The sequence below is a fragment of the Agrobacterium sp. 22117 genome, from assembly GCF_052045735.1.
GTDB classification, from domain to species: domain Bacteria; phylum Pseudomonadota; class Alphaproteobacteria; order Rhizobiales; family Rhizobiaceae; genus Agrobacterium; species Agrobacterium cavarae.
The window spans coordinates 445,013-462,890 of record NZ_JBQEPP010000002.1; the positions used below are offsets into that span (position 1 = coordinate 445,013).

The window sequence follows — 17,878 nt, forward strand, 5'->3', positions numbered from 1 at the left end:
CACGAAATTTCGTGAAGGTGATTTGATGATTTCCGCAGACTATCCCCGCAATCTCATTGGTTATGGCCGCAACGCTCCCGATCCGAAATGGCCGGGAGAGGCGCGCATCGCCGTGCAATTCGTCATCAATTATGAAGAGGGCGGGGAAAGCTGCATTCTCGACAATGACAAGGCGTCGGAATCGCTGCTCTCCGAAATCGTCGGGGCGCAGCCTTGGGCCGGTCAGCGCAACCTCAACATGGAATCGATCTACGAATATGGCTCGCGCGCCGGTTTCTGGCGTCTCTGGCGCATGTTCACGTCGCTCGGCGTAACCACCACTGTCTATGGCGTGACCTCCGCCATGGCGCGCAATCCGGAAGCGGTTGCGGCGATGAAGGAAGCGGGATGGGAAATCGCCAGCCACGGCTATCGCTGGCTGGAATATAAGGATTTTTCCGCAGAGGAAGAGCGCAAACACATTCTCGAAGCGGTGCGGCTGCACACGGAACTGACGGGCGAACGGCCCTACGGCATGTATCAGGGCAAGCCGTCGGACCATACGCTGAAGCTGGTGATGGAGGAGGGTGGCTTCCTCTATTCCTCCGATTCCTACGCCGACGATCTGCCCTATTGGGTCAAGGGTTCGAAGAACGATCCGTTCCTGATCATCCCCTATACGCTTGAAACCAACGACATGCGCTTTGCCACGCCGCAGGGCTTCAATTCCGGCGATCAGTTCTACACCTATCTGAAGGATGCCTTTGACGTGCTCTATCAGGAGGGCGTGGAAGGCTCCGCCAAGATGATGAGCGTCGGGCTTCATTGCCGTCTGGTCGGTCGTCCGGGACGTGCGGCAGCGCTTCGCCGTTTCATCGAATATGTGCTCGGCCACGAGAAGGTCTGGATACCGCAGCGCATCGACATCGCGCGCCACTGGCATGAGCATCACAAGCCGGAGGCGCTTTGATGCTAGAGCGCGACGATTTCATCAGCCGTTTCGGCGGCGTCTTCGAGCATTCGCCCTTCATTGCCGAACGCGCCTATGGTGCAGGTCTGGTGGTGGAGCCGCTGACGGCGAAAGGTGTTCACGGGGCATTGTGCGTTCCGTTTCGTGCCGCCTCTTATGAGGAGCGTCTCGGCGTCTTGCGGGCGCATCCCGATCTTGCCGGTAAGCTCGCTATTGCCGGCGGGCTGACAGAGGACAGCAAAAAGGAGCAGGCCGGTGCCGGGCTCGATCGGCTGACGCCGGAAGAGCATGCGCGCTTCACCGCGCTCAATACGGCCTATGTCGAGAAGAACGGTTTTCCGTTCATCATCGCAGTGAAGGGGCTCAACAAGGACGATATTCTGCGTGCCTTCGAAGAGCGCATTCACAATGATGCCGAACAGGAGTTTGCCACGGCAACCGCACAGGTGGAGAAGATCGCTTACTTGCGCCTTTCCGCGCTGTTGCCTGAGGCTGCTGCCTGAGGCGGCGGCTTTCCATGCGGCCTTTTGCGCCCTATATTCCCCGCCAGCAAAGGATTTAGGCGATGAGACCGTCGGACGTGCTGGAGCAGAATCGAGAGGCGATCCGCGAAGCGACCAAGCGCTTCAATGCGGCCAACCCGCGCGTCTTCGGTTCGGTGGCGCGCGGCGAGGACCGGCCGGACAGCGATCTCGATATTCTAGTCGATGCCTTGCCAGGGACGACGCTCTTCGATCTCGGCGGGTTGCTGGAGGAGCTTTCGGACATGATGAGAGGGACTAATGTCCATCTTCTCACGGCGGGCGATCTTCCTGAGCGCATTCGCTTTCGGGTCGTAGAAGAAGCAAGGCCGATATGAGATCGGACAGCCTGCTTCAGCATATCGAGACGATCGAGACGATCGCGTCGAGAGTTCAGAGCTTCGTGCGGGATATGGACGAAGCGTCGTTCCGCTCCGACACGCGGACCCAGATGGCGGTGATGCTATGCTTGTTTCTCATCGGCGAAGCCATGATCAAGATTGACGGTGAGGCACCGGAATTCTTGCCGCAGCATCCCAATGTGCCTTGGGCACCGATCAGAGATATGCGAGACCTCATTCTGCTTGACTATGTCCAGGTCGAGCTGCCTGCCATCTGGCGGGCGGTCACTGAAATCATCCCCGATCTGCAAGAGGGTGTTGCCACCATCCGGAACTGGCGCGCGCAAGGTGAATAAGCATTGAGTGAATTTCTGGAAATCCGCCCTTTGGAGCGCGAAGCCTTTCGTGCCTTTGGCGATGTCATCGAAGCCGATCCGTCGACGATGCGCCTCATCAATGGCGGCAATACCGAGCGGTATCATGCGCTCGCTCAAGCCGATGTGGTCGGTGAGGGCGCGCGCGTGGTGATCAACCTCTTTCGCGGCACGCCCCGACACTTTCCCCATGCCATTGATATGATGGAGCGGCATCCGTTTGGCAGCCAGAGCTTTTCGCCGCTCTCAGCGCGACCGTTTCTGGTGGTGGTCGCGGAGGATGAGGGTGGCAAGCCCGGTCGGCCCCAGGCTTATCTCGCAGCGCCCGGCCAAGGAGTGAACTATCATCGCAATGTCTGGCACCATCCGCTGATGACAATTGGTGAGACGAGCGACTTTCTGGTGGTGGACCGCGATGGTCCAGGCATCAATCTGGAAGAGTATTTTTACGAGCAACCCTTTTTCATAGCGGAGCCACGTCCATGACCGGCCTGACGACCCATGTTCTCGATGCTGCCCACGGTACGCCTGCGCAAGGACTGAAAATCGATCTCTACCGGCTGGATGGTGAGCGTCGCGAGAAGCTGAAGAGCGTGGAAACCAATAGCGATGGCCGGGTGGATGGCGGGCCGCTGCTGGTGGGTGAGGATTTCCGCGCGGGGCAATATGAGCTGGTCTTCCATGCCGGCGATTATCTGCGCCAGAAAGGCCTTGTGCTGCCGGAACCGGCTTTCCTCGATATCATTCCGATCCGCTTCGGCATCGCCGATGAGGCCGGGCATTACCACGTGCCGCTGCTGCTTTCGCCCTTCAGCTACTCCACTTATCGCGGGAGCTGATCGTCATGATCTTTGCTGCGATTGCCGACGTCCACGGAAACCATGCAGCACTTGAAGCGGTGCTGGCCGATATTGAAAAGCTTGGCATCACCGACATCGTCAATCTCGGCGATTGTTTCAGCGGTCCGCTGGAAGCGGGGCGCACCGCGAGATTGCTGATCGATCGAGGCATTCCGACGGTGCGGGGCAATCATGACCGCGCCTTGATCGAGGAGCAGCCCGATGAGATGGGGTCGTGGGAAAAGACGATCTACCCGCAGCTTTCTCCATCGGATCTCGAATGGCTGAAAGCGCTGCCATTCGACATGGTGTTCAAGGACGTGGCCTATTGCTGCCATGGTTCACCGGCTGGCGATCTGGACTATTGGCTGGAGCGTATCCTGCCGGAAGGTGTGCTGCATCTGCGTGCCCGCGCCGAGATCGAAGCGCTCGCCCGCAGCATCGATCAGCCGATCATGCTTTGCGGCCACACCCATCTTGCCCGCACCTTGCAGCTTTCCGACGGTCGCCTGATCGTCAATCCGGGTAGTGTGGGTTGTCCCGGCTGGAAGGATGACGAGCCGGTCTATCATCAGGTCGATGTCGGCCATGGCCTGGCGTCATATGCGGTTCTCGAAGACACCGCACATGGCTTTCAGGTGACCCATCGCAATATCCGCTATGACGTAGCGCCCATGGCAGCATTGGCTCGCGAGAATGGCATGGACCGCGTCGGCAACGCGATCGAGAGCGGCTGGTTGGACTGAACTGGCCTGATCTGGGCGGAGCTCTGCTGTCAGAGCTCAGCCGTTGCTGGTCATGACCACGCAGGAATAGGAGCGTGCCTTCAGATCCTTGCAGGCCGAAAGCGCCTCTGCCTGAGTGTCGAAGCCGGTGAAGCGGGCGCGGTAGAGTGTTGCGCCGCCGGTTCTGACCGCTTCGGTATAGGGTGCTACACCGGCATGGCCGGAGGATAGCGAATCCTTGGCAGATTTCAGCATGGAGAGGGCGGCGGCTTCCGAGTCGGTTGCGGCGATCTGCACTTCCCAGCGGCTTCTGCCTGGAGGAACGGCGGATGGGGCTGCGACGGAAGTCTGCATTATATCGGCCATCATGCCATCTGCCGCCGCAATCTGATTGGCGATCGGGTCATGGCGCTCGGCAAACATCGGCAGAGGTACCACGGAGGGTGGCGTGTCGAAGGTGCGGCTGGTGCTGGCGCTGGCGACCAATTGTTCGGTGTCGCGCGAACGCGATGCTTTCGGAAGGGTACGGTCAAGCAGCGCGACGACCTGATTGTCGCGTCGTTGGGCGCTCTGTCCACCCAAGACCACGGCGACGACGCTGCGGCCATTGTGATTGACGGCGCTGACGATGTTGAAGCCGGAGGCGTTGGTGTAGCCGGTCTTGATGCCGTCGACGCCCTTGTAGCGCGTTAGCAGGCGGTTATGGCCACGGATCGTCTTGCCGCGAAAGGTGAAGGATGTGGAGCTGAACATCTTGTATTCGCGGGGGAAATCCCGCTGCAATGCGAGGCCGAGTTTCGCCATGTCGCGTGCGGTGGTGACTTGCGATTTGTTCGGCAGACCCGATGCATTGCGGAACACGGTTTTCGTCATGCCAAGCTGGCGCGCCTTGCGCGTCATCATGTCGGCAAAGCGGGCTTCGGAGCCGCCAAGATAATCGCCCATGCCTTCGGCGAGATCATTGGCGGATTTGACGATCATGCCATAGACGGCTTCGCGTACCGTGAAGGTCGTGCCGGCGCGGACATAAAGCTTGGAGGGAATGGTCGCCGCGCCATTCTTCGACATGGTGATGCGCTGATCCCAGGTGATGCGGCCCTTATGCAGCGCCTCGAACGTCAGATAGAGGGTCATCATCTTGGTTAGCGATGCGGGATATTTCAGCTGATCGGCATTCTGCGAATCCAGCACCTTTCCAGAATTCGCATCGATGACGATATGCGCATAGCGTGCCTGCGCTGGTGCTGCCCCGAAAGTGAGGATCGCGCAGAAAAATGCCAAAGCGAAAAGCCACGCTTCAGCCGTTCCCCGTCTGATCTTACCCGACATGAAATTCCCCTTACTGCCCATCGAATGTGGGTTCGTCCCGAAGCTGCCCGTTCCGCATAAGGTAACGCCGCTTTCGGGCAACAAAACCGTTCAAAGTTTAAAGACTGCCTTCATGCTTAATTAAGTATGAAAATCGACCCCCACTGGTGGCGGGTCAGATTTGGGGCTTGGCGGGTGGATGAAGGGTTTCTGCAGTGCTTCGGACGGCTGTGTCAGGGGGCTCGGCACGATAGCAATCACGCGGAAGGGCCATCTAGGAGTGCTGAGTTTCCGGGGTTTTTTAGGTGCTCACCACACAAGGCGGGTCGTCCACACGGCAGGTGGCAGAAGCGCTCGGCAGATCAACCGGCGTCCATCTTGAGAGCCGCCTACAGGCATGTCGCCCTCACGTCATTGTGAGGGCGCCGGAACGTCGGATCGGTGCGGTGGTGCGATGATCAGGCGTTCTGAACGAGGATGCTGCGATCGATATCGGTGATCAGACGCTTGCCGCAGAGCGCCATGGTGATGTCCATTTCCTTGCGGATGATCTCGAGCGCCGTCGTCACGCCAAGCTTTCCGTTTGCGCCGAGACCGTAGAGGAAGGGGCGGCCGATATAGGTGCCCTTGGCGCCGAGCGCGATGGCTTTCAGCACGTCCTGACCAGAACGGATGCCGCCATCCATATGGACTTCGATCCTGTCACCCACGGCATCGACGATCTTCGGCAGCATGGCGATGGAGGAGAGTGCGCCATCCAACTGACGACCGCCATGGTTGGAGACGATGATGGCATCCGCACCCGTGTCAGCCGCAGCACGGGCATCTTCCTCATCGAGAATGCCCTTGAGGATCAGCTTGCCGCCCCAGCGTTCCTTGATCCATTCCACATCCTTCCAGGAGAGGCGCGGGTCGAACTGCTCTGCCGTCCAGGAAGAGAGGGAGGAAAGATCGGACACATTCTTGGCATGGCCGACAATGTTGCCGAAGCTGCGACGCTTGGTCTGCAGCATGTCGAGGCACCATTTCGGCCGCGTCGCCATCTGCCAGATGTGCTTGGGCGTGAATTTCGGCGGGGCAGAGAGACCGTTGCGCAGATCCTTGTGGCGCTGGCCGAGGATCTGAAGGTCGAGCGTCAGCACCAGCGCCGAGCACTTGGCGGCCTTCGCCCGGTCGATCAGGTTGTTGATGAAATCGCGGTCCTTCATCACGTAAAGCTGGAACCAGAAGGGGCGCGAGGTGACGGAGGCGACATCCTCGATCGAGCAGATGCTCATGGTCGAGAGGGTGAAGGGAACGCCGAACTCTTCGGCGGCTTTGGCCGCCAGCATCTCACCATCGGCATGCTGCATGCCGGTGAGGCCCGTTGGAGAGAGTGCGACCGGCATCGAGACCTTCTCGCCAATCATCTCCGTTTCCAGCGAACGATTGGTCATGTCCACCAGCACGCGCTGACGCAGCTTTATCTTTTGAAAATCGTCCTCATTGGCGCGGTAAGTGCCTTCGGTCCACGCGCCGCTATCGGCATAGTCGAAGAACATTTTCGGCACGCGGCGTTGCGCCTGTTTCTTCAGGTCCGCGATGGTGAGGATTTTGCTCATGGATAAAGCCTTCAAATTTGAATGACAGTTGGCCATAGCACGGATTTCGGCACCATGTCACCGGAATCGTTGCGCAAGCGGGCAGGAAAGGGTGCTCACCTCGCGTGTTACGCCGCAAGGGCAAAGCAGCATTCATCCGTTCGCGGAATGAAGCTCCAGTTCGACTGCCTTGCCTGCCAGCCGCGCAATTTCCAGCAGGCGCGCGAGGCTCACTCCGTTGCGCGCCATGGCGGAAAGGCCGGCCATGCTTGAGCAGACGAAGTCGGCCAGCCGATCCGCCTTGTCGGGAAATTTCTGGGCGATGTGAGACCGGATGACCTGGCCTGCCGCCGCATAGAACGCCCTTGCGGCGTTTCGGGCTTCCTCATCGTCGCAGCGGGTGCTTTCGATGACCAAGCAGCCCCTGGCCTCAGGATCTGCCGCATATCGCCGCGCGGCATCCTCCATCACCGCCGTCAGGCTTTCGCTGATGGGCCTATCCGGCTGCAACAGATCTGGCAGCGGAATGGCGTCCGTCCTGTTGTACTGATCGAGGACCCGCCGGTAGAGACCGAGCTTGCTGCCAAAAGCGGCATAAAAGCTTGGCGGATTGATTCCGAGTGCCGCCGTAATCTCCGCGACCCCCAGCGCATCGAAGCCGCGCGCGTGGAAGAGATGCTTTGCCGTAGCAACGGCCTCGTCAGGATCGAAGCGGCGCGGGCGGCCTCGGGGCTTGGAGATTTTTGTATCGTTCATTACATAATGCCTTGACCAAGGTACTCTTTGGGTATTTATGTATCGATCATTACGTTAATCTTCAAGGAAGCACAGACCATGTTCGAAGGAAAATCCATTCTGGTGCTCGGCGCCAGCCGGGGCATCGGCGCTGCCATCGTGCGCCGTTTCGCAGCCGATGGCGCGAAGGTCACATTCACCTATGGCGCCTCGAAAGATGCGGCGGAGAGCCTGGCGAGCGAAACGGGAAGCACCGCGATCCAGGCCGATAGCGCTAACAGAGATGCGGTTATCAAGGTCGTGCGCGAGAGCGGCCCTCTTGATATCCTGGTCGTCAATTCCGGCATCGCCATCTTCGGGGATGCCCTCGAACAGGACCCGGATGCAATCGATCGTCTTTTCCAGATCAACATCCAGACGCCCTATCACGCATCGGTCGAGGCCGCGCGGCAGATGCCGGACGGCGGGCGCATCATCGTCATTGGCTCGGTAAATGGCGACCGGATGCCGGTGCCTGGCATGGCGTCCTATGCGGTCAGCAAGTCTGCGCTGCAGGGACTGGCAAGAGGACTTGCGCGTGACTTCGGACCCCGGGGCATCAACATCAATGTCGTGCAGCCTGGCCCGATCGATACCGACGCCAATCCTGAAAGCGGGCCGATGAAGGATCTGATGCACAGCTTCATGGCGATCAAGCGCCATGGCCGCCCGGAGGAAGTGGCCGGCATGGTGGTCTGGCTTTCCGGCCCGGAAGCGGGCTTCGTGACCGGTGCGATGCACACCATCGACGGCGCCTTTGGTGCCTGATGTGAACAGGGCGGAGGGAGCCGGTTGGCTTCCTTAGCCTTTCCAATAGATAGAGCTGGCATTCGGCTTATACGCTCGGCTGGAATTTCACCACGTCGATAAAGGCGCGCAGCGGTGGCGGAACCGATCGATGGCCGGGATAATAGAGCGCCATTCTCTCAGGCGGATGCATCCAGGAGGTCAACACCGGTTTCAATTGGCCGGCGGCGATCGCGGGTTCGGCAATCCAGCTGACGACATAGGCGATCCCCAGACCACTTGCGGCAGCCTCGATCATCAGATCCTCGTCATCCAGGACCACGGTTCCGCCAGTCTCGACGGTCAGTTCCTGCCCAGCGCGCTCGAACTCCCATTTGTAAAGCTTGCCGCTCGGCAGGCGGTGGCCGATGCAGCGATGTTGAGTGAGATCGTGCGGCGTGAACGGTTCTCCGGCGCGCTCGAGATAGGCGGGTGAGGCGACGCAGAGAAAGTGCACGGGCTTGCCGAAAGGGACGGCGACCATGTCCTTCGGGATTGCCTCCATCAGGCGAACACCGGCGTCGAAGCCGGCGGACACGATATCGATCAACCGGCCATCTGCCACGAGATCGACCTCGACATCCGGATACCGCTCCGTCATCAGCGGCAGGATTTCCCGCACAAGATAGGCAATGGTGACACGCGGCGCGTTGATCCTTACTCGCCCCGCCACATTGCCGCGAAAGGCAGCCGTGGCATCGAGCGCCTCATCCAATGAATTCATCACATTGTGCAGCCGATTGAGCAGTGAAAGTCCCGCTTCCGTGGGCGAGACGCTGCGGGTCGTCCGGTTCAGCAACCGCACGCCAAGGCGTTCCTCAAGCGCGCGCACAGTGTGGCTCAATGTGGACGGCGCCGTTCCAAGCTCGTCCGCCGCACGCCGGAAGCTGCGATGGGTGGCGACGGCCATGAAGGCGGTGAGTTCGGTCAAGGATGGGCGCATGATTGATGGGAATTTTGCATGAGCGCATCTCAACTTCAACGTCTAATCGCATCAATGCGTCATTGCTATCTCTCCACCAGCCGAGGTGAACGATCCCGGCCGATTAAAGAAGGAGAAGCACATGACAAAATCAGAAGCAATTTTCCCGGCCCGCCGTCAGGCACTTTACGACATGCACCGCTATTCCGCCGCCATCCGATCCGGCGATCTTTTGTTCATTTCCGGACAGGTTGGCGCGCGCGAGGATGGATCGCCCGAGCCGGATTTTGGACAGCAGGTTGAATTGGCCTTCGACAATCTGAAAGCGGTATTGGAGGCCGCTGGCGGCACGTTTGAGGACATCATTGACGTGACGACCTTTCATACCGATCCGGAGCAGCAGTTCGGTGCAGTGCTTGCGGTCAAGGACAAGATCTTTGCGGAGGCACCCTATCCGAACTGGACTGCGGTCGGCGTAAACTGGCTTGCCGGTTTCGACTTCGAAATCAAGGTGATCGCGCGTCTTCCTTGAGTCTCAGTTGGGCCTCAATAGCAGTCTTGTCGATCACGGACCAGACAGAGACGATCCGCATATCGCGGAACTCATAGAAGACGTTTTCGGCGAAGGAAATGCGCCGTCCGTCGATGGGAAGTCCGAGGAACATGGCTTTTGGCGCACAGTCGAATTCCAGCCTGGCCGCGATGAAGGGCGGATCGCAAGCGAGGAGTCCGATCTTGAAGGAAAGATCCGGAATCGTCTCGAAATCGTTGATCAGCATGCGCCTGTAGCCATCGAGCCCGAAGCTCCGGCCATTATGCGTCACGTCGGAGGCAACGAATGTCCCGAGATCATCCCAGCGTTGGTCGTTGAGGCAGGCAATGTAGGCGCGATAGTGATCGGCGAGCTGTGTCATTCAAATCGGTCCCTGCTGTTGAAACGGAAGTGTCCCCTCTTTTGAAGTCGGCTTCGCTACAGGAGTTCCGATTATCGCTAAATTAGAAATTCAAAATCGATAAACTCCGGACTTCAAGCGAAGGATATCCCCGATCCCGATAGAGCTGCCGTCAAGACGATCAAGGTGGCAAAAAGCAGAACAGGCGGCTCGAGGCCGCCTGTTCGCATGTGTTTCGCTGGAGAGTGCTTGTCTTAAAACTCTTCCCAGCTAGCGGAAGCGGCTGTTGCGGCTGCCGCAGCAGCACCACCGCCAAACGCGCTGGCGATCTTGCGACCAAGGGCATGGGCAGGCGAAGCGGCAGGCTTGGAGGCGCTTGTGGCGGCTTTCGGTGTGCCTGCAACGGGTGCTGCCGTATTGCGGCTCCGGCCATCCGTTTCGCCGAGATTGAAGCGAGACAGCAGCTGGTTCAGCGATGCCGCTTCCTTGGCAAGGCTGTGGCTGGCCGCGGTGGATTGCTCGACCATCGCCGCATTCTGCTGCGTTCCCTGGTCCATCGAGTTGACGGCCGTGTTGATCTCCTGGAGTCCGGTTGACTGTTCGCGCGAGGATTCGACGATCGCATTGACGTGACGATTGATCTCCTGCACCTCGCTCACAATGACTTCGAGCGCGCGGCCGGTTTCATCGACAAGTTCCACGCCTGAGCGAACATGCGTTCCGGAATTGGTGATGAGTTCCTTGATTTCCTTAGCGGCCTTTGCCGAGCGCTGCGCCAGTTCACGCACTTCCTGTGCAACGACCGCGAAGCCCTTGCCGGCTTCACCCGCGCGTGCCGCCTCGACGCCTGCATTCAGCGCCAGAAGGTTGGTCTGGAAGGCGATCTCGTCAATGACGGAGATGATGTTGGTAATCTCTCCCGACGAGCGTTCGATCTCCTGCATCGCGGTGACGGCCTTGCGGACGACATCGCCGGATCTTTCCGCGCCGTGACGCGCCTTATCCACCAGCTTGCCGACTTCTTCCGCACGTCTGCTGGAGTCTTTCACCGTTGTGGTGATTTCTTCCAAAGCGGCGGCGGTCTCTTCGACGGAAGCTGCCTGCTGTTCGGTACGCTTGGAAAGATCGTCTGCCGCGGCACGGATTTCATTGGCACCGGCATCAATGCCCCTGGCGTTTTGTCCGACGGCCCGCAGCGCATCGTTCAGGTTGCCGACAGAACTGTTGAAGTTGGTGCGCAGCGCATCGAGATGAGAGACGAACGGCGTATCGATCCGGTTGGCAACGTCGCCTGCTGCCAGCTTGTTCAGCGCGGTTGCCAGTTGATCGACGGCGAACTGAATGTCTGCCACGTCTTTGGCCTTCTGCGCCTCACGCTCTGCGCGTTCCTTTTCCGTCAGGCTGAGATTGGCTGCGGCTTCTTTCTCCATCCGCATCTTGTCGAGCGCGTTGTCGCGGAAGACGGAAACGGCCTTGGCCATCTGGCCGACTTCGTCGTGGCGCTCCTGGCCCTCCACCGGGGCTTGCGTTTCACCATCGGCCAGCGAAATCATGCGCTGGCGCAGATTTGCGATCGGGGTCGTGATGCCTCTAGAGGCAACAATCAGCGATGCGATGATGCCGATGGCGAATGCTAAGCCGGCAAGGGAAAGGGACCAGAAGATCGTGGCATCCGTCTCTGCGCTAAGAGCTTTGCTTCTCGTTGCTACCTCATTCAGTTCCTGTGTCAGGAATTTGGATGCCTCGTCAGCCAGCGGGATGAGCAAGTCATCAGCTTTCGCCAGCTCTGCTTTTGCTTGTGCATCTTGATCCGCGGCACCCAGTTTGACCGCCTGGTCGGTAATGGCAACGACGGCTTTCGCCTGCGCAGTGATTGCATCGATGGCAGCCTGCTCCCCTGGCAGCCCTTCGCGCGCGGCTGCGAGCCGGTCGAATATTTTCGCTTTGCTCTCATTGTAGAAAGCAATGGCCTTCTGCATGCCTGCACTATCCCGATCGTAAACGAGAATCTGGTAGGCGGCATAGGCAGTGGCCGTCAGGTTTCTGTTCGCACGGGCCATCGCGGTTGCCCCTGTGGTGTCCTTCGAAATAAAGGTTGAGTAGGTGTTGTCGGCGAGCTTGTAATTGTAGGACATGTAGAGCGTGGCGCTCAATCCAACAGCGCACAGAGGCAGCACAAGAGACAACACTTTTGTGCGAATGCTGGCATTCTTCAGAAATGACATAGATCTTCCGTTCCGATCAAAAATGCCTGTACGACGCAGGGGCAGCACTTTTGGAACCGGGAACCGGTGCCACTGCAGGGATTAAGGCAGATAGACTCTCCACATGACAAAGGGTCCTAGCCATCATGGCGACCATTCTTTGTCTGTTACAACGTAAGACAATATAGTTTAAATGAAGTGAATAATTATAAGCATTGATTAATATTAATGAATAATTATGCAACTATTAGTATTATGTCTGTTTTTTACTTACTGCGCAGCTTTTGACGCGCTGCCTGCCACATAGGTCTCAACCACAGTTCTGTCGTCACCCATCGTCAACATCAGGAACAGTTCTTCCGTCAGCGATGTGACCACTTCCATCTTCAGTGCCATGGCAGGTGTGGAGGAGGCGTTGAGGACGGTGATGTCGGCATCGGTCCCGGCATCAAGCGTGCCGATCTTGTCCACCATGGACAGGGCTTCGGCATTGCCGCGGGTCATCAGATACCAGCTTTCCAAAGGATTCAGCCGCTCACCGAGCAATTGCTGGATCTTGTAGGCCTCATCCATCGTGCGCAGCATGGAGTAGCTGGAGCCGCCGCCAATATCGGTCGCGACCGCGATGCGCACCGGCTTTTCACGCCGTTGCAGCTTCTTCATCGGGAAAAGACCGGAGCCGATAAAGAGGTTGGAGGTTGGGCAGTGGACGGCGACAGCGCCCGTCTCCGACAGAACGTCTGCTTCGCGATCGGACAGATGAATGGCGTGGCCAAGCAGCGTCTTGTTGCCCATCAGGCCGTAGCGCACGTAAATGTCAGTGTAGTCGATCGCTTCCGGGTAAAGCTCGCACGTATATTTGATCTCGTCGAGATTTTCCGAAAGATGCGTCTGGATGAAGAGATCCGGAAACTCCTGCGCCAAGGCCTGGGCAGCTTCCATCTGCTTCGGCGTGGAGGTGATGGCAAAGCGCGGGGTGATGGCGACATGGTTGCGGCCCTTGCCATGCCAGTCGGCAATCACCTGGCGCGTCTCGTCATAGCCGAGTTCCGGCGTATCCAGGAGCCCTTGCGGCGCGTTGCGGTCCATCATCACCTTGCCGCCGACCATCAGCATGTTGCGCTTGAGGGCTTCGGCAAAAAAGGCATCGGCAGACGTCTTGTGGACGGAACAATAGGCGACTGCCGTGGTGGTACCGTGGCGGATCAGCTCATCATAGAAATGGGTGGCGATACGCTGAGCATGCGCGCTTTCGACAAAACGGCACTCTTCCGGGAAGGTATAGGTGTTCAGCCATTCCAGAAGGTTTGCGGCATAGGAGCCGATCACCTGCATTTGCGGAAAGTGCAGATGCATGTCGATAAGGCCCGGAACGATCAAGTGAGGGCGGTGATCCTTTTCCGTCACGTCTTCGGGCGCCTGGGCACGAATATCGGTATACTCGCCGGTCGCTGCGATCTTTCCCTCGGAGACCAGCAATCCGCCATCTTCGATATAGAGATAGCTTGCGGTGTCGTCGATGGAGAGGGGGGCGCGCTTGAAGCTCAAAAGGCGTCCGCGCAGCAGCAGCATGCTCATTCAGTCTTTCCTTCAGAAACGGCGCTTTCATACCAAGCGGTCAGCACCTTGCGTTCCTGTGGCGTGATCGCCGTGATGTTGCCGGGGGGCATGGCATGGGAGCGGCCCGCCTGTAAATAGATTTCCCGCGCATGGGCGGCAATTTGGGCATCGGTCTCAAGCTTCACCGCCTTCGGCGTGAATGGAACGCCCTCCCACACCGGTTCGGCGGCATGGCACATGGAACAGCGGCCTTGGACCACGTCACGGGCGCTGGCGAAATGCGCGTCCGTGAGGAAGATTTGCTGAGCAGGCGATAGCTTCGCAGCAGCGGCCTCCTGCTCGCCCGTCAGTACTTTCGGGACGGTGGAGAGCCACATGATGAGGATGAAAATGATGGCGGTGACAAGCCAGGTCCATGTCGGCTTGCCCTTGCGGGCATGGGTGGTGTTGAACCAGTGACGGATCGTCACGCCCATGAGGAAGACCAGCGCTGCAATGACCCAGTTGAACTGCGTGGCGAAGGCCAGCGGATAGTGGTTCGACAGCATGAAGAAGATGACGGGCAGCGTCAGATAATTGTTGTGGAGCGAACGCTGCTTGGCGATGCGGCCATATTTCGGGTCGGGCGTGCGCCCCGCGATCAGGTCTGCGACAACAATCTTCTGGTTGGGGATGATGATGAAGAAGACGTTGGCCGACATGATGGTGGCGGTGAAAGCGCCAAGATGCAGGAAGGCGGCGCGGCCGGTAAAGACCTGCGTATAGCCCCAGGCCATCGCAACCAGCGCCACATAGAGCACGATCATCAGGCCCCAGGTGTTGTTGCCGAGCGGCGATTTGCAGAGGAAATCATAAAACAGCCAGCCGACGGCAAGCGAGGCGAGCGACAGGCCGATCGCCTGCAACTGCGTGAGCTCCAGCACCGAATGGTCGATGAGGAAGAGATCGGCGCCGCCGTAATAGACAATACAGAGCATGGCAAAGCCGGAGAGCCAGGTGGCGTAGCTTTCCCATTTGAACCAGGTGAGATGCTCCGGCATCTGCGCGGGCGCGACCAGATATTTCTGGATGTGATAGAAGCCGCCGCCATGCACCTGCCACTCCTCGCCATAGGCGCCCGGTGGCATGTTCGGGCGTTTGACCAGCCCGAGATCGAGCGCGATGAAGTAGAAGGAAGAGCCGATCCAGGCAATAGCGGTGATCACGTGCAGCCAGCGAACGGCAAAGGCCATCCATTCCCACGCAATGGCGTATTCGTACATTCTGTTCCCCTGTCTTTGTGTCGCACAATGCGAAAAATCGTTGTGCGATGGAAGAGGCAATGCGGTGTTTTGCGCAGGAATGTCGTGTGCGGTTTAGGCAGGTCGTCTCATCCGTCAAACAGCGTCTGCGAATTCCGACAGGATCCAATCCCTGAAGATCTTGATCTTCGGCACATTGCGGCGGCCTTCCGGATAGACTAGCCAGTAGTCGTGTCCATCGTTGCAGACGAGGTCGAAAGGCTGGATCAGTCGTCCGGCGGCCATATCCTCGGCAAAATGGGTGGGGTTGACGATGGCGACGCCATGTCCGGCCATGGCAGCCGCGGCTTCGAGATACTGAAAGCCGAAGCTGCTGCCGGTACGGCTGTCGAGATCGGTGTCCGGCACGCCGGCTTCGCGGAACCAGTGCTTCCACCACCGGTCCTGCGGGCTGATGATCGTCAGCTTCAGGAGGTCGGCTGGCTCTTTCAAGCCACCCATCTTTTCCACCAGCAGCGGACTAACGACGGGCGCAAAATCCAGGCGCATGATACGGTGACAGATCAGCCCCGGCCAGTCGCCTTTGCCCCAGCGAATGCCGACATCGATGTTTTCGCGCAAGAGATCGATGATCTCGTTGCTGAGCGCGAGGTGAACGGCCGTCTTGGGATTGGCCTCCTGAAAACTGCCGAGCCGCCGTGCAAGCCATTGCTGAGCAAAGGTGGGCGTCGCGGAGATCGTCAGCACATCGGAGACGCTCTTCCTCGTATCGGCAACGGCTGCTTCCAGCATGGTCAAGGCTTCGGATGTCTGTCGCGCCAGCTTCTCCGCCGCCGAGGTGAGCGTGACCTGCCTTGGCCGACGGACGAACAGAGTCGCCCCGACATAATCCTCCAAGAGCTTGATCTGGTAGCTGACCGCCGTCTGCGTCATGCCAAGCTCGTCACCCGCCTTGGTGAAGCTCAAATGCCGTGCCGCGCTTTCGAAGACGCGAAGCGCATTCAGAGGAAAGTTTCTCGACATCTTCATGGATAAGCTCTCTTTATTCATGCTGTCCAATGTTTCATTGGTTATCAGCGGCAAAATCAAGCAAATTCTCCTCACAGCATCAAACCACCTGAGGAGACAGAACGATGGGTGCCACGGCGTTAAACGTCTGGCTGCGCATATTCGCGTGGCTATGGAACACGGACTGGTTTGGGGAGGGTCACACGCCGTCGAACACGCTCCACGATGAGGAGTTGAGCGACCACCTGAAGCGCGATCTCGGCTTCAGCGAAGGGCGGAACCGGATTGGACCTGAGCCCGTGCAGCAAAGTGCTGAATTGCGTGAAGCACTTCGGATGTTACCAAGGCCGCTATGATGGCGGGGCGCTTGTCCTTGACGAGCGTGCCGCCGATGGGCAGCACGAGATTGTCGAGCGTGCCGACATGCCCCTCACGGGCGAGCCAGTTGGCGAAGGTGGCGCGCTTGGTCTTCGATCCGATCATGCCGACATAGGCAAGATCGCCCCGGCCAAGTGCTTCCTTGGCGATCAGGAAGTCCAGCGCATGATCATGGGTGACGATGATTGACGCGCCGCCTGCCGGGATGTCCTTCACCATCGCTTCGGGCATGGGTGTCAGATGCGTCGAGACGGTGCCGGGGAGGCCGATCAGTTCCTCACGGCGGGTCTCTATAACCGAGATGGACAGCGGCAGAAGCGACAGGCTGTTTGCAAGTGCCTTGCCCACATGGCCGGCACCGAAGATGAAGACGGCGGGTTGCTCATCCTCGGCCTTTCGCATGCGCGTAATCAGCGCGTCCGCGACCGCTTCCGTCACCTTGGTAAAGCGCAGAAGGGTTCGTCCGCCGCAGCATTGGCCAATTTCCGGGCCGAGCGGAATGTCCAGGACGTTTATCTCCGTCCTGCCATCCAGCATGGCACGGGCGTGATCGATCGCCATATATTCGAACTGCCCGCCACCGATCGTTTCCCAGATGCGGGCGGCCGACACCAGCATGAAGGTCCCAGCCTCGCGCGGCGACGAGCCCTTGACGGCCTCGATCTCCACGAGGATCGCAGGTCCTTCGGAGAGGAGAGTCTGGAAATCTGTCATTGGTGGCGCTCAAGCAGCATGTGTTGCGGTGAGGATCATATACCTGGAATTGACGGCATCAAAATCTTGACCTTGCCAGCCGCCGACAATGCTGCTCACCCGAAGGCCCGCGTCGCCCAAGCCACGGACAATTTCATCCTCGCTGTGAAAGCGGATCGCGCTTCGAGTCTTGAAGGTTTTGTCGCTAAACTCATAGTCAAACTCGAAATGCATGACGGGTCCGGCCATGCGGACGAAACGTCGTTTCTCTTTGACGATCGCGTCATCCACTCTCAACGTGATGTCGTATTCCCATTGCGATGACCAATCGATATTCGGGTTCCGAACCTCGAAGACGATGCTGCCCTCACGGTCGAGATGGTATCGCATCGTATCGAAACAAGCACGCATCGATGCCGAGTCCTTGAGAGCCATCATCGCGTTGCCGGTCATAACGATAAGGTCATAGCGCTCGTCGCTACGGAAACCTTCAGCGTCGGCTTCGACCCACTCAACCGATGCAGCGTTCGGCTTTTCTCGCGCGACATCTAACATCGCACCCGCCGGGTCAATCGCGGTGACGCGATGGCCGCGCGCTGCGTAGGCATCGGCTAAAAGGCCTGTGCCGCATCCGATATCCAGAATGCGGCATTGCTCTCTTGTGGGGAGACGAAGATAAAAATCACGATCCTCTGACCAGCCGCTATCCAGATCATACAACCGGGCCAGATCGCGGTCGAGGTAATGCTGATCGAGCGTCGAAACAGCCCTCTCCACGTTCC

The 17,878-nt window shown here is 58.8% G+C and carries 20 protein-coding genes; 9 read left to right on the forward strand and 11 right to left on the reverse strand.

What is annotated here, in order from left to right:
- Positions 1-25 precede the first annotated feature (25 nt).
- The 7 genes from puuE (at position 26) to ACTJKV_RS06615 (ending at position 3,770) form a co-directional block, all read left to right on the forward strand.
- Positions 26-949, forward strand: coding sequence for an allantoinase PuuE (gene puuE, locus ACTJKV_RS06585; RefSeq protein WP_274101940.1), 924 nt, complete (start codon positions 26-28; stop codon positions 947-949).
- Positions 949-1,452, forward strand: a complete 504-nt coding sequence (uraD, locus tag ACTJKV_RS06590; RefSeq protein WP_274101941.1) for a 2-oxo-4-hydroxy-4-carboxy-5-ureidoimidazoline decarboxylase — start codon at positions 949-951, stop codon at positions 1,450-1,452. The genes puuE and uraD overlap by 1 nt, the downstream gene beginning before the upstream one ends.
- Before the next feature lie 62 nt (positions 1,453-1,514).
- A complete protein-coding gene (locus tag ACTJKV_RS06595) occupies positions 1,515-1,808 on the forward strand; it encodes a nucleotidyltransferase family protein (protein WP_274101942.1) in 294 nt (97 codons plus the stop codon).
- Positions 1,805-2,167, forward strand: coding sequence for a HepT-like ribonuclease domain-containing protein (locus ACTJKV_RS06600; protein ID WP_274101943.1), 363 nt, complete (start codon positions 1,805-1,807; stop codon positions 2,165-2,167). Before ACTJKV_RS06595 ends, ACTJKV_RS06600 begins: the two co-directional genes overlap by 4 nt.
- Positions 2,168-2,170: 3 nt before the next feature.
- Entirely contained in the window at positions 2,171-2,671 is a 501-nt protein-coding gene (locus ACTJKV_RS06605) for an ureidoglycolate lyase (protein WP_274101945.1), read from the forward strand.
- Positions 2,668-3,024 (forward strand): hydroxyisourate hydrolase, encoded by a 357-nt coding sequence (uraH, locus tag ACTJKV_RS06610; protein WP_112359937.1) that lies wholly within the window; start codon positions 2,668-2,670, stop codon positions 3,022-3,024. Before ACTJKV_RS06605 ends, uraH begins: the two co-directional genes overlap by 4 nt.
- Before the next feature lie 5 nt (positions 3,025-3,029).
- On the forward strand, positions 3,030-3,770 hold the full coding sequence (locus ACTJKV_RS06615; RefSeq protein ID WP_274101947.1) for a metallophosphoesterase family protein: 741 nt from the start codon (positions 3,030-3,032) through the stop codon (positions 3,768-3,770).
- Positions 3,771-3,806: 36 nt separating this feature from the next.
- Here the strand turns inward: ACTJKV_RS06615 and ACTJKV_RS06620 are convergent, their stop codons facing one another.
- From ACTJKV_RS06620 to ACTJKV_RS06630, 3 genes are all read right to left on the reverse strand, one after another.
- Entirely contained in the window at positions 3,807-5,078 is a 1,272-nt protein-coding gene (locus tag ACTJKV_RS06620; protein ID WP_274101949.1) for a D-alanyl-D-alanine carboxypeptidase, read from the reverse strand.
- A 437-nt stretch (positions 5,079-5,515) separates the two neighbouring features.
- Positions 5,516-6,658 carry an alpha-hydroxy acid oxidase gene (locus ACTJKV_RS06625; protein ID WP_062426306.1) on the reverse strand — a complete coding sequence of 381 codons (1,143 nt, stop codon included), beginning with the start codon at positions 6,656-6,658 and terminating at the stop codon, positions 5,516-5,518.
- A 132-nt stretch (positions 6,659-6,790) separates the two neighbouring features.
- Positions 6,791-7,393: a TetR/AcrR family transcriptional regulator gene (locus ACTJKV_RS06630; RefSeq protein ID WP_440598538.1), complete on the reverse strand. Its 603-nt coding sequence runs from the start codon at positions 7,391-7,393 to the stop codon at positions 6,791-6,793.
- A gap of 78 nt (positions 7,394-7,471) precedes the next feature.
- Between ACTJKV_RS06630 and bdcA the strand changes: the two genes are divergently transcribed.
- The gene (bdcA, locus tag ACTJKV_RS06635; protein WP_440598539.1) at positions 7,472-8,179 is read left to right on the forward strand and encodes an SDR family oxidoreductase; all 708 of its coding nucleotides are present in this window, start codon (positions 7,472-7,474) and stop codon (positions 8,177-8,179) included.
- Positions 8,180-8,246: 67 nt separating this feature from the next.
- On the opposite strand, the gene ACTJKV_RS06640 is transcribed toward bdcA, so the two are convergent.
- The gene (locus ACTJKV_RS06640; RefSeq protein ID WP_440598603.1) at positions 8,247-9,143 is read right to left on the reverse strand and encodes a LysR family transcriptional regulator; all 897 of its coding nucleotides are present in this window, start codon (positions 9,141-9,143) and stop codon (positions 8,247-8,249) included.
- Positions 9,144-9,261: 118 nt separating this feature from the next.
- Here ACTJKV_RS06640 and ACTJKV_RS06645 point away from each other — a divergent pair, with 118 nt between their 5' ends.
- The gene (locus ACTJKV_RS06645; RefSeq protein ID WP_440598540.1) at positions 9,262-9,651 is read left to right on the forward strand and encodes a RidA family protein; all 390 of its coding nucleotides are present in this window, start codon (positions 9,262-9,264) and stop codon (positions 9,649-9,651) included.
- On the opposite strand, the gene ACTJKV_RS06650 is transcribed toward ACTJKV_RS06645, so the two are convergent.
- From ACTJKV_RS06650 to ACTJKV_RS06680, 7 genes are all read right to left on the reverse strand, one after another.
- A complete protein-coding gene (locus ACTJKV_RS06650) occupies positions 9,626-10,033 on the reverse strand; it encodes an ester cyclase (RefSeq protein ID WP_440598541.1) in 408 nt (135 codons plus the stop codon). The two genes, ACTJKV_RS06645 and ACTJKV_RS06650, sit on opposite strands and share 26 nt — an antisense overlap.
- Positions 10,034-10,266: 233 nt before the next feature.
- Positions 10,267-12,237: a methyl-accepting chemotaxis protein gene (locus tag ACTJKV_RS06655; protein ID WP_440598542.1), complete on the reverse strand. Its 1,971-nt coding sequence runs from the start codon at positions 12,235-12,237 to the stop codon at positions 10,267-10,269.
- Between the two features lie 249 nt (positions 12,238-12,486).
- Positions 12,487-13,794 carry a guanine deaminase gene (gene guaD / locus ACTJKV_RS06660; protein ID WP_440598543.1) on the reverse strand — a complete coding sequence of 436 codons (1,308 nt, stop codon included), beginning with the start codon at positions 13,792-13,794 and terminating at the stop codon, positions 12,487-12,489.
- Entirely contained in the window at positions 13,791-15,038 is a 1,248-nt protein-coding gene (gene puuD / locus ACTJKV_RS06665) for a urate hydroxylase PuuD (RefSeq protein WP_062440127.1), read from the reverse strand. The genes guaD and puuD overlap by 4 nt, the downstream gene beginning before the upstream one ends.
- A 114-nt stretch (positions 15,039-15,152) precedes the next feature.
- A complete protein-coding gene (locus ACTJKV_RS06670) occupies positions 15,153-16,046 on the reverse strand; it encodes a LysR substrate-binding domain-containing protein (protein WP_440598544.1) in 894 nt (297 codons plus the stop codon).
- A gap of 243 nt (positions 16,047-16,289) precedes the next feature.
- Positions 16,290-17,117, reverse strand: coding sequence for a xanthine dehydrogenase accessory protein XdhC (gene xdhC, locus ACTJKV_RS06675; RefSeq protein ID WP_440598545.1), 828 nt, complete (start codon positions 17,115-17,117; stop codon positions 16,290-16,292).
- Between the two features lie 9 nt (positions 17,118-17,126).
- The gene (locus ACTJKV_RS06680; protein WP_440598546.1) at positions 17,127-17,873 is read right to left on the reverse strand and encodes a class I SAM-dependent DNA methyltransferase; all 747 of its coding nucleotides are present in this window, start codon (positions 17,871-17,873) and stop codon (positions 17,127-17,129) included.
- Between the last annotated feature and the right edge of the window lie 5 nt (positions 17,874-17,878).

Excerpts from the sequence above, each read along its gene's own strand:
- puuE (WP_274101940.1), top strand. The coding sequence starts at position 26 with ATGATTTCCGCAGACTATCCCCGCAATCTCATTGGTTATGGCCGCAAC.
- uraD (WP_274101941.1), top strand. The coding sequence starts at position 949 with ATGCTAGAGCGCGACGATTTCATCAGCCGTTTCGGCGGCGTCTTCGAG.
- ACTJKV_RS06595 (WP_274101942.1), top strand. The coding sequence starts at position 1,515 with ATGAGACCGTCGGACGTGCTGGAGCAGAATCGAGAGGCGATCCGCGAA.
- ACTJKV_RS06600 (WP_274101943.1), top strand. The coding sequence starts at position 1,805 with ATGAGATCGGACAGCCTGCTTCAGCATATCGAGACGATCGAGACGATC.
- uraH (WP_112359937.1), top strand. The coding sequence starts at position 2,668 with ATGACCGGCCTGACGACCCATGTTCTCGATGCTGCCCACGGTACGCCT.
- ACTJKV_RS06615 (WP_274101947.1), top strand. The coding sequence starts at position 3,030 with ATGATCTTTGCTGCGATTGCCGACGTCCACGGAAACCATGCAGCACTT.
- ACTJKV_RS06620 (WP_274101949.1), bottom strand. The coding sequence starts at position 5,078 with ATGTCGGGTAAGATCAGACGGGGAACGGCTGAAGCGTGGCTTTTCGCT.
- ACTJKV_RS06625 (WP_062426306.1), bottom strand. The coding sequence starts at position 6,658 with ATGAGCAAAATCCTCACCATCGCGGACCTGAAGAAACAGGCGCAACGC.
- ACTJKV_RS06630 (WP_440598538.1), bottom strand. The coding sequence starts at position 7,393 with ATGAACGATACAAAAATCTCCAAGCCCCGAGGCCGCCCGCGCCGCTTC.
- bdcA (WP_440598539.1), top strand. The coding sequence starts at position 7,472 with ATGTTCGAAGGAAAATCCATTCTGGTGCTCGGCGCCAGCCGGGGCATC.
- ACTJKV_RS06645 (WP_440598540.1), top strand. The coding sequence starts at position 9,262 with ATGACAAAATCAGAAGCAATTTTCCCGGCCCGCCGTCAGGCACTTTAC.
- ACTJKV_RS06650 (WP_440598541.1), bottom strand. The coding sequence starts at position 10,033 with ATGACACAGCTCGCCGATCACTATCGCGCCTACATTGCCTGCCTCAAC.
- ACTJKV_RS06655 (WP_440598542.1), bottom strand. The coding sequence starts at position 12,237 with ATGTCATTTCTGAAGAATGCCAGCATTCGCACAAAAGTGTTGTCTCTT.
- guaD (WP_440598543.1), bottom strand. The coding sequence starts at position 13,794 with ATGAGCATGCTGCTGCTGCGCGGACGCCTTTTGAGCTTCAAGCGCGCC.
- puuD (WP_062440127.1), bottom strand. The coding sequence starts at position 15,038 with ATGTACGAATACGCCATTGCGTGGGAATGGATGGCCTTTGCCGTTCGC.
- ACTJKV_RS06670 (WP_440598544.1), bottom strand. The coding sequence starts at position 16,046 with ATGAAGATGTCGAGAAACTTTCCTCTGAATGCGCTTCGCGTCTTCGAA.
- xdhC (WP_440598545.1), bottom strand. The coding sequence starts at position 17,117 with ATGACAGATTTCCAGACTCTCCTCTCCGAAGGACCTGCGATCCTCGTG.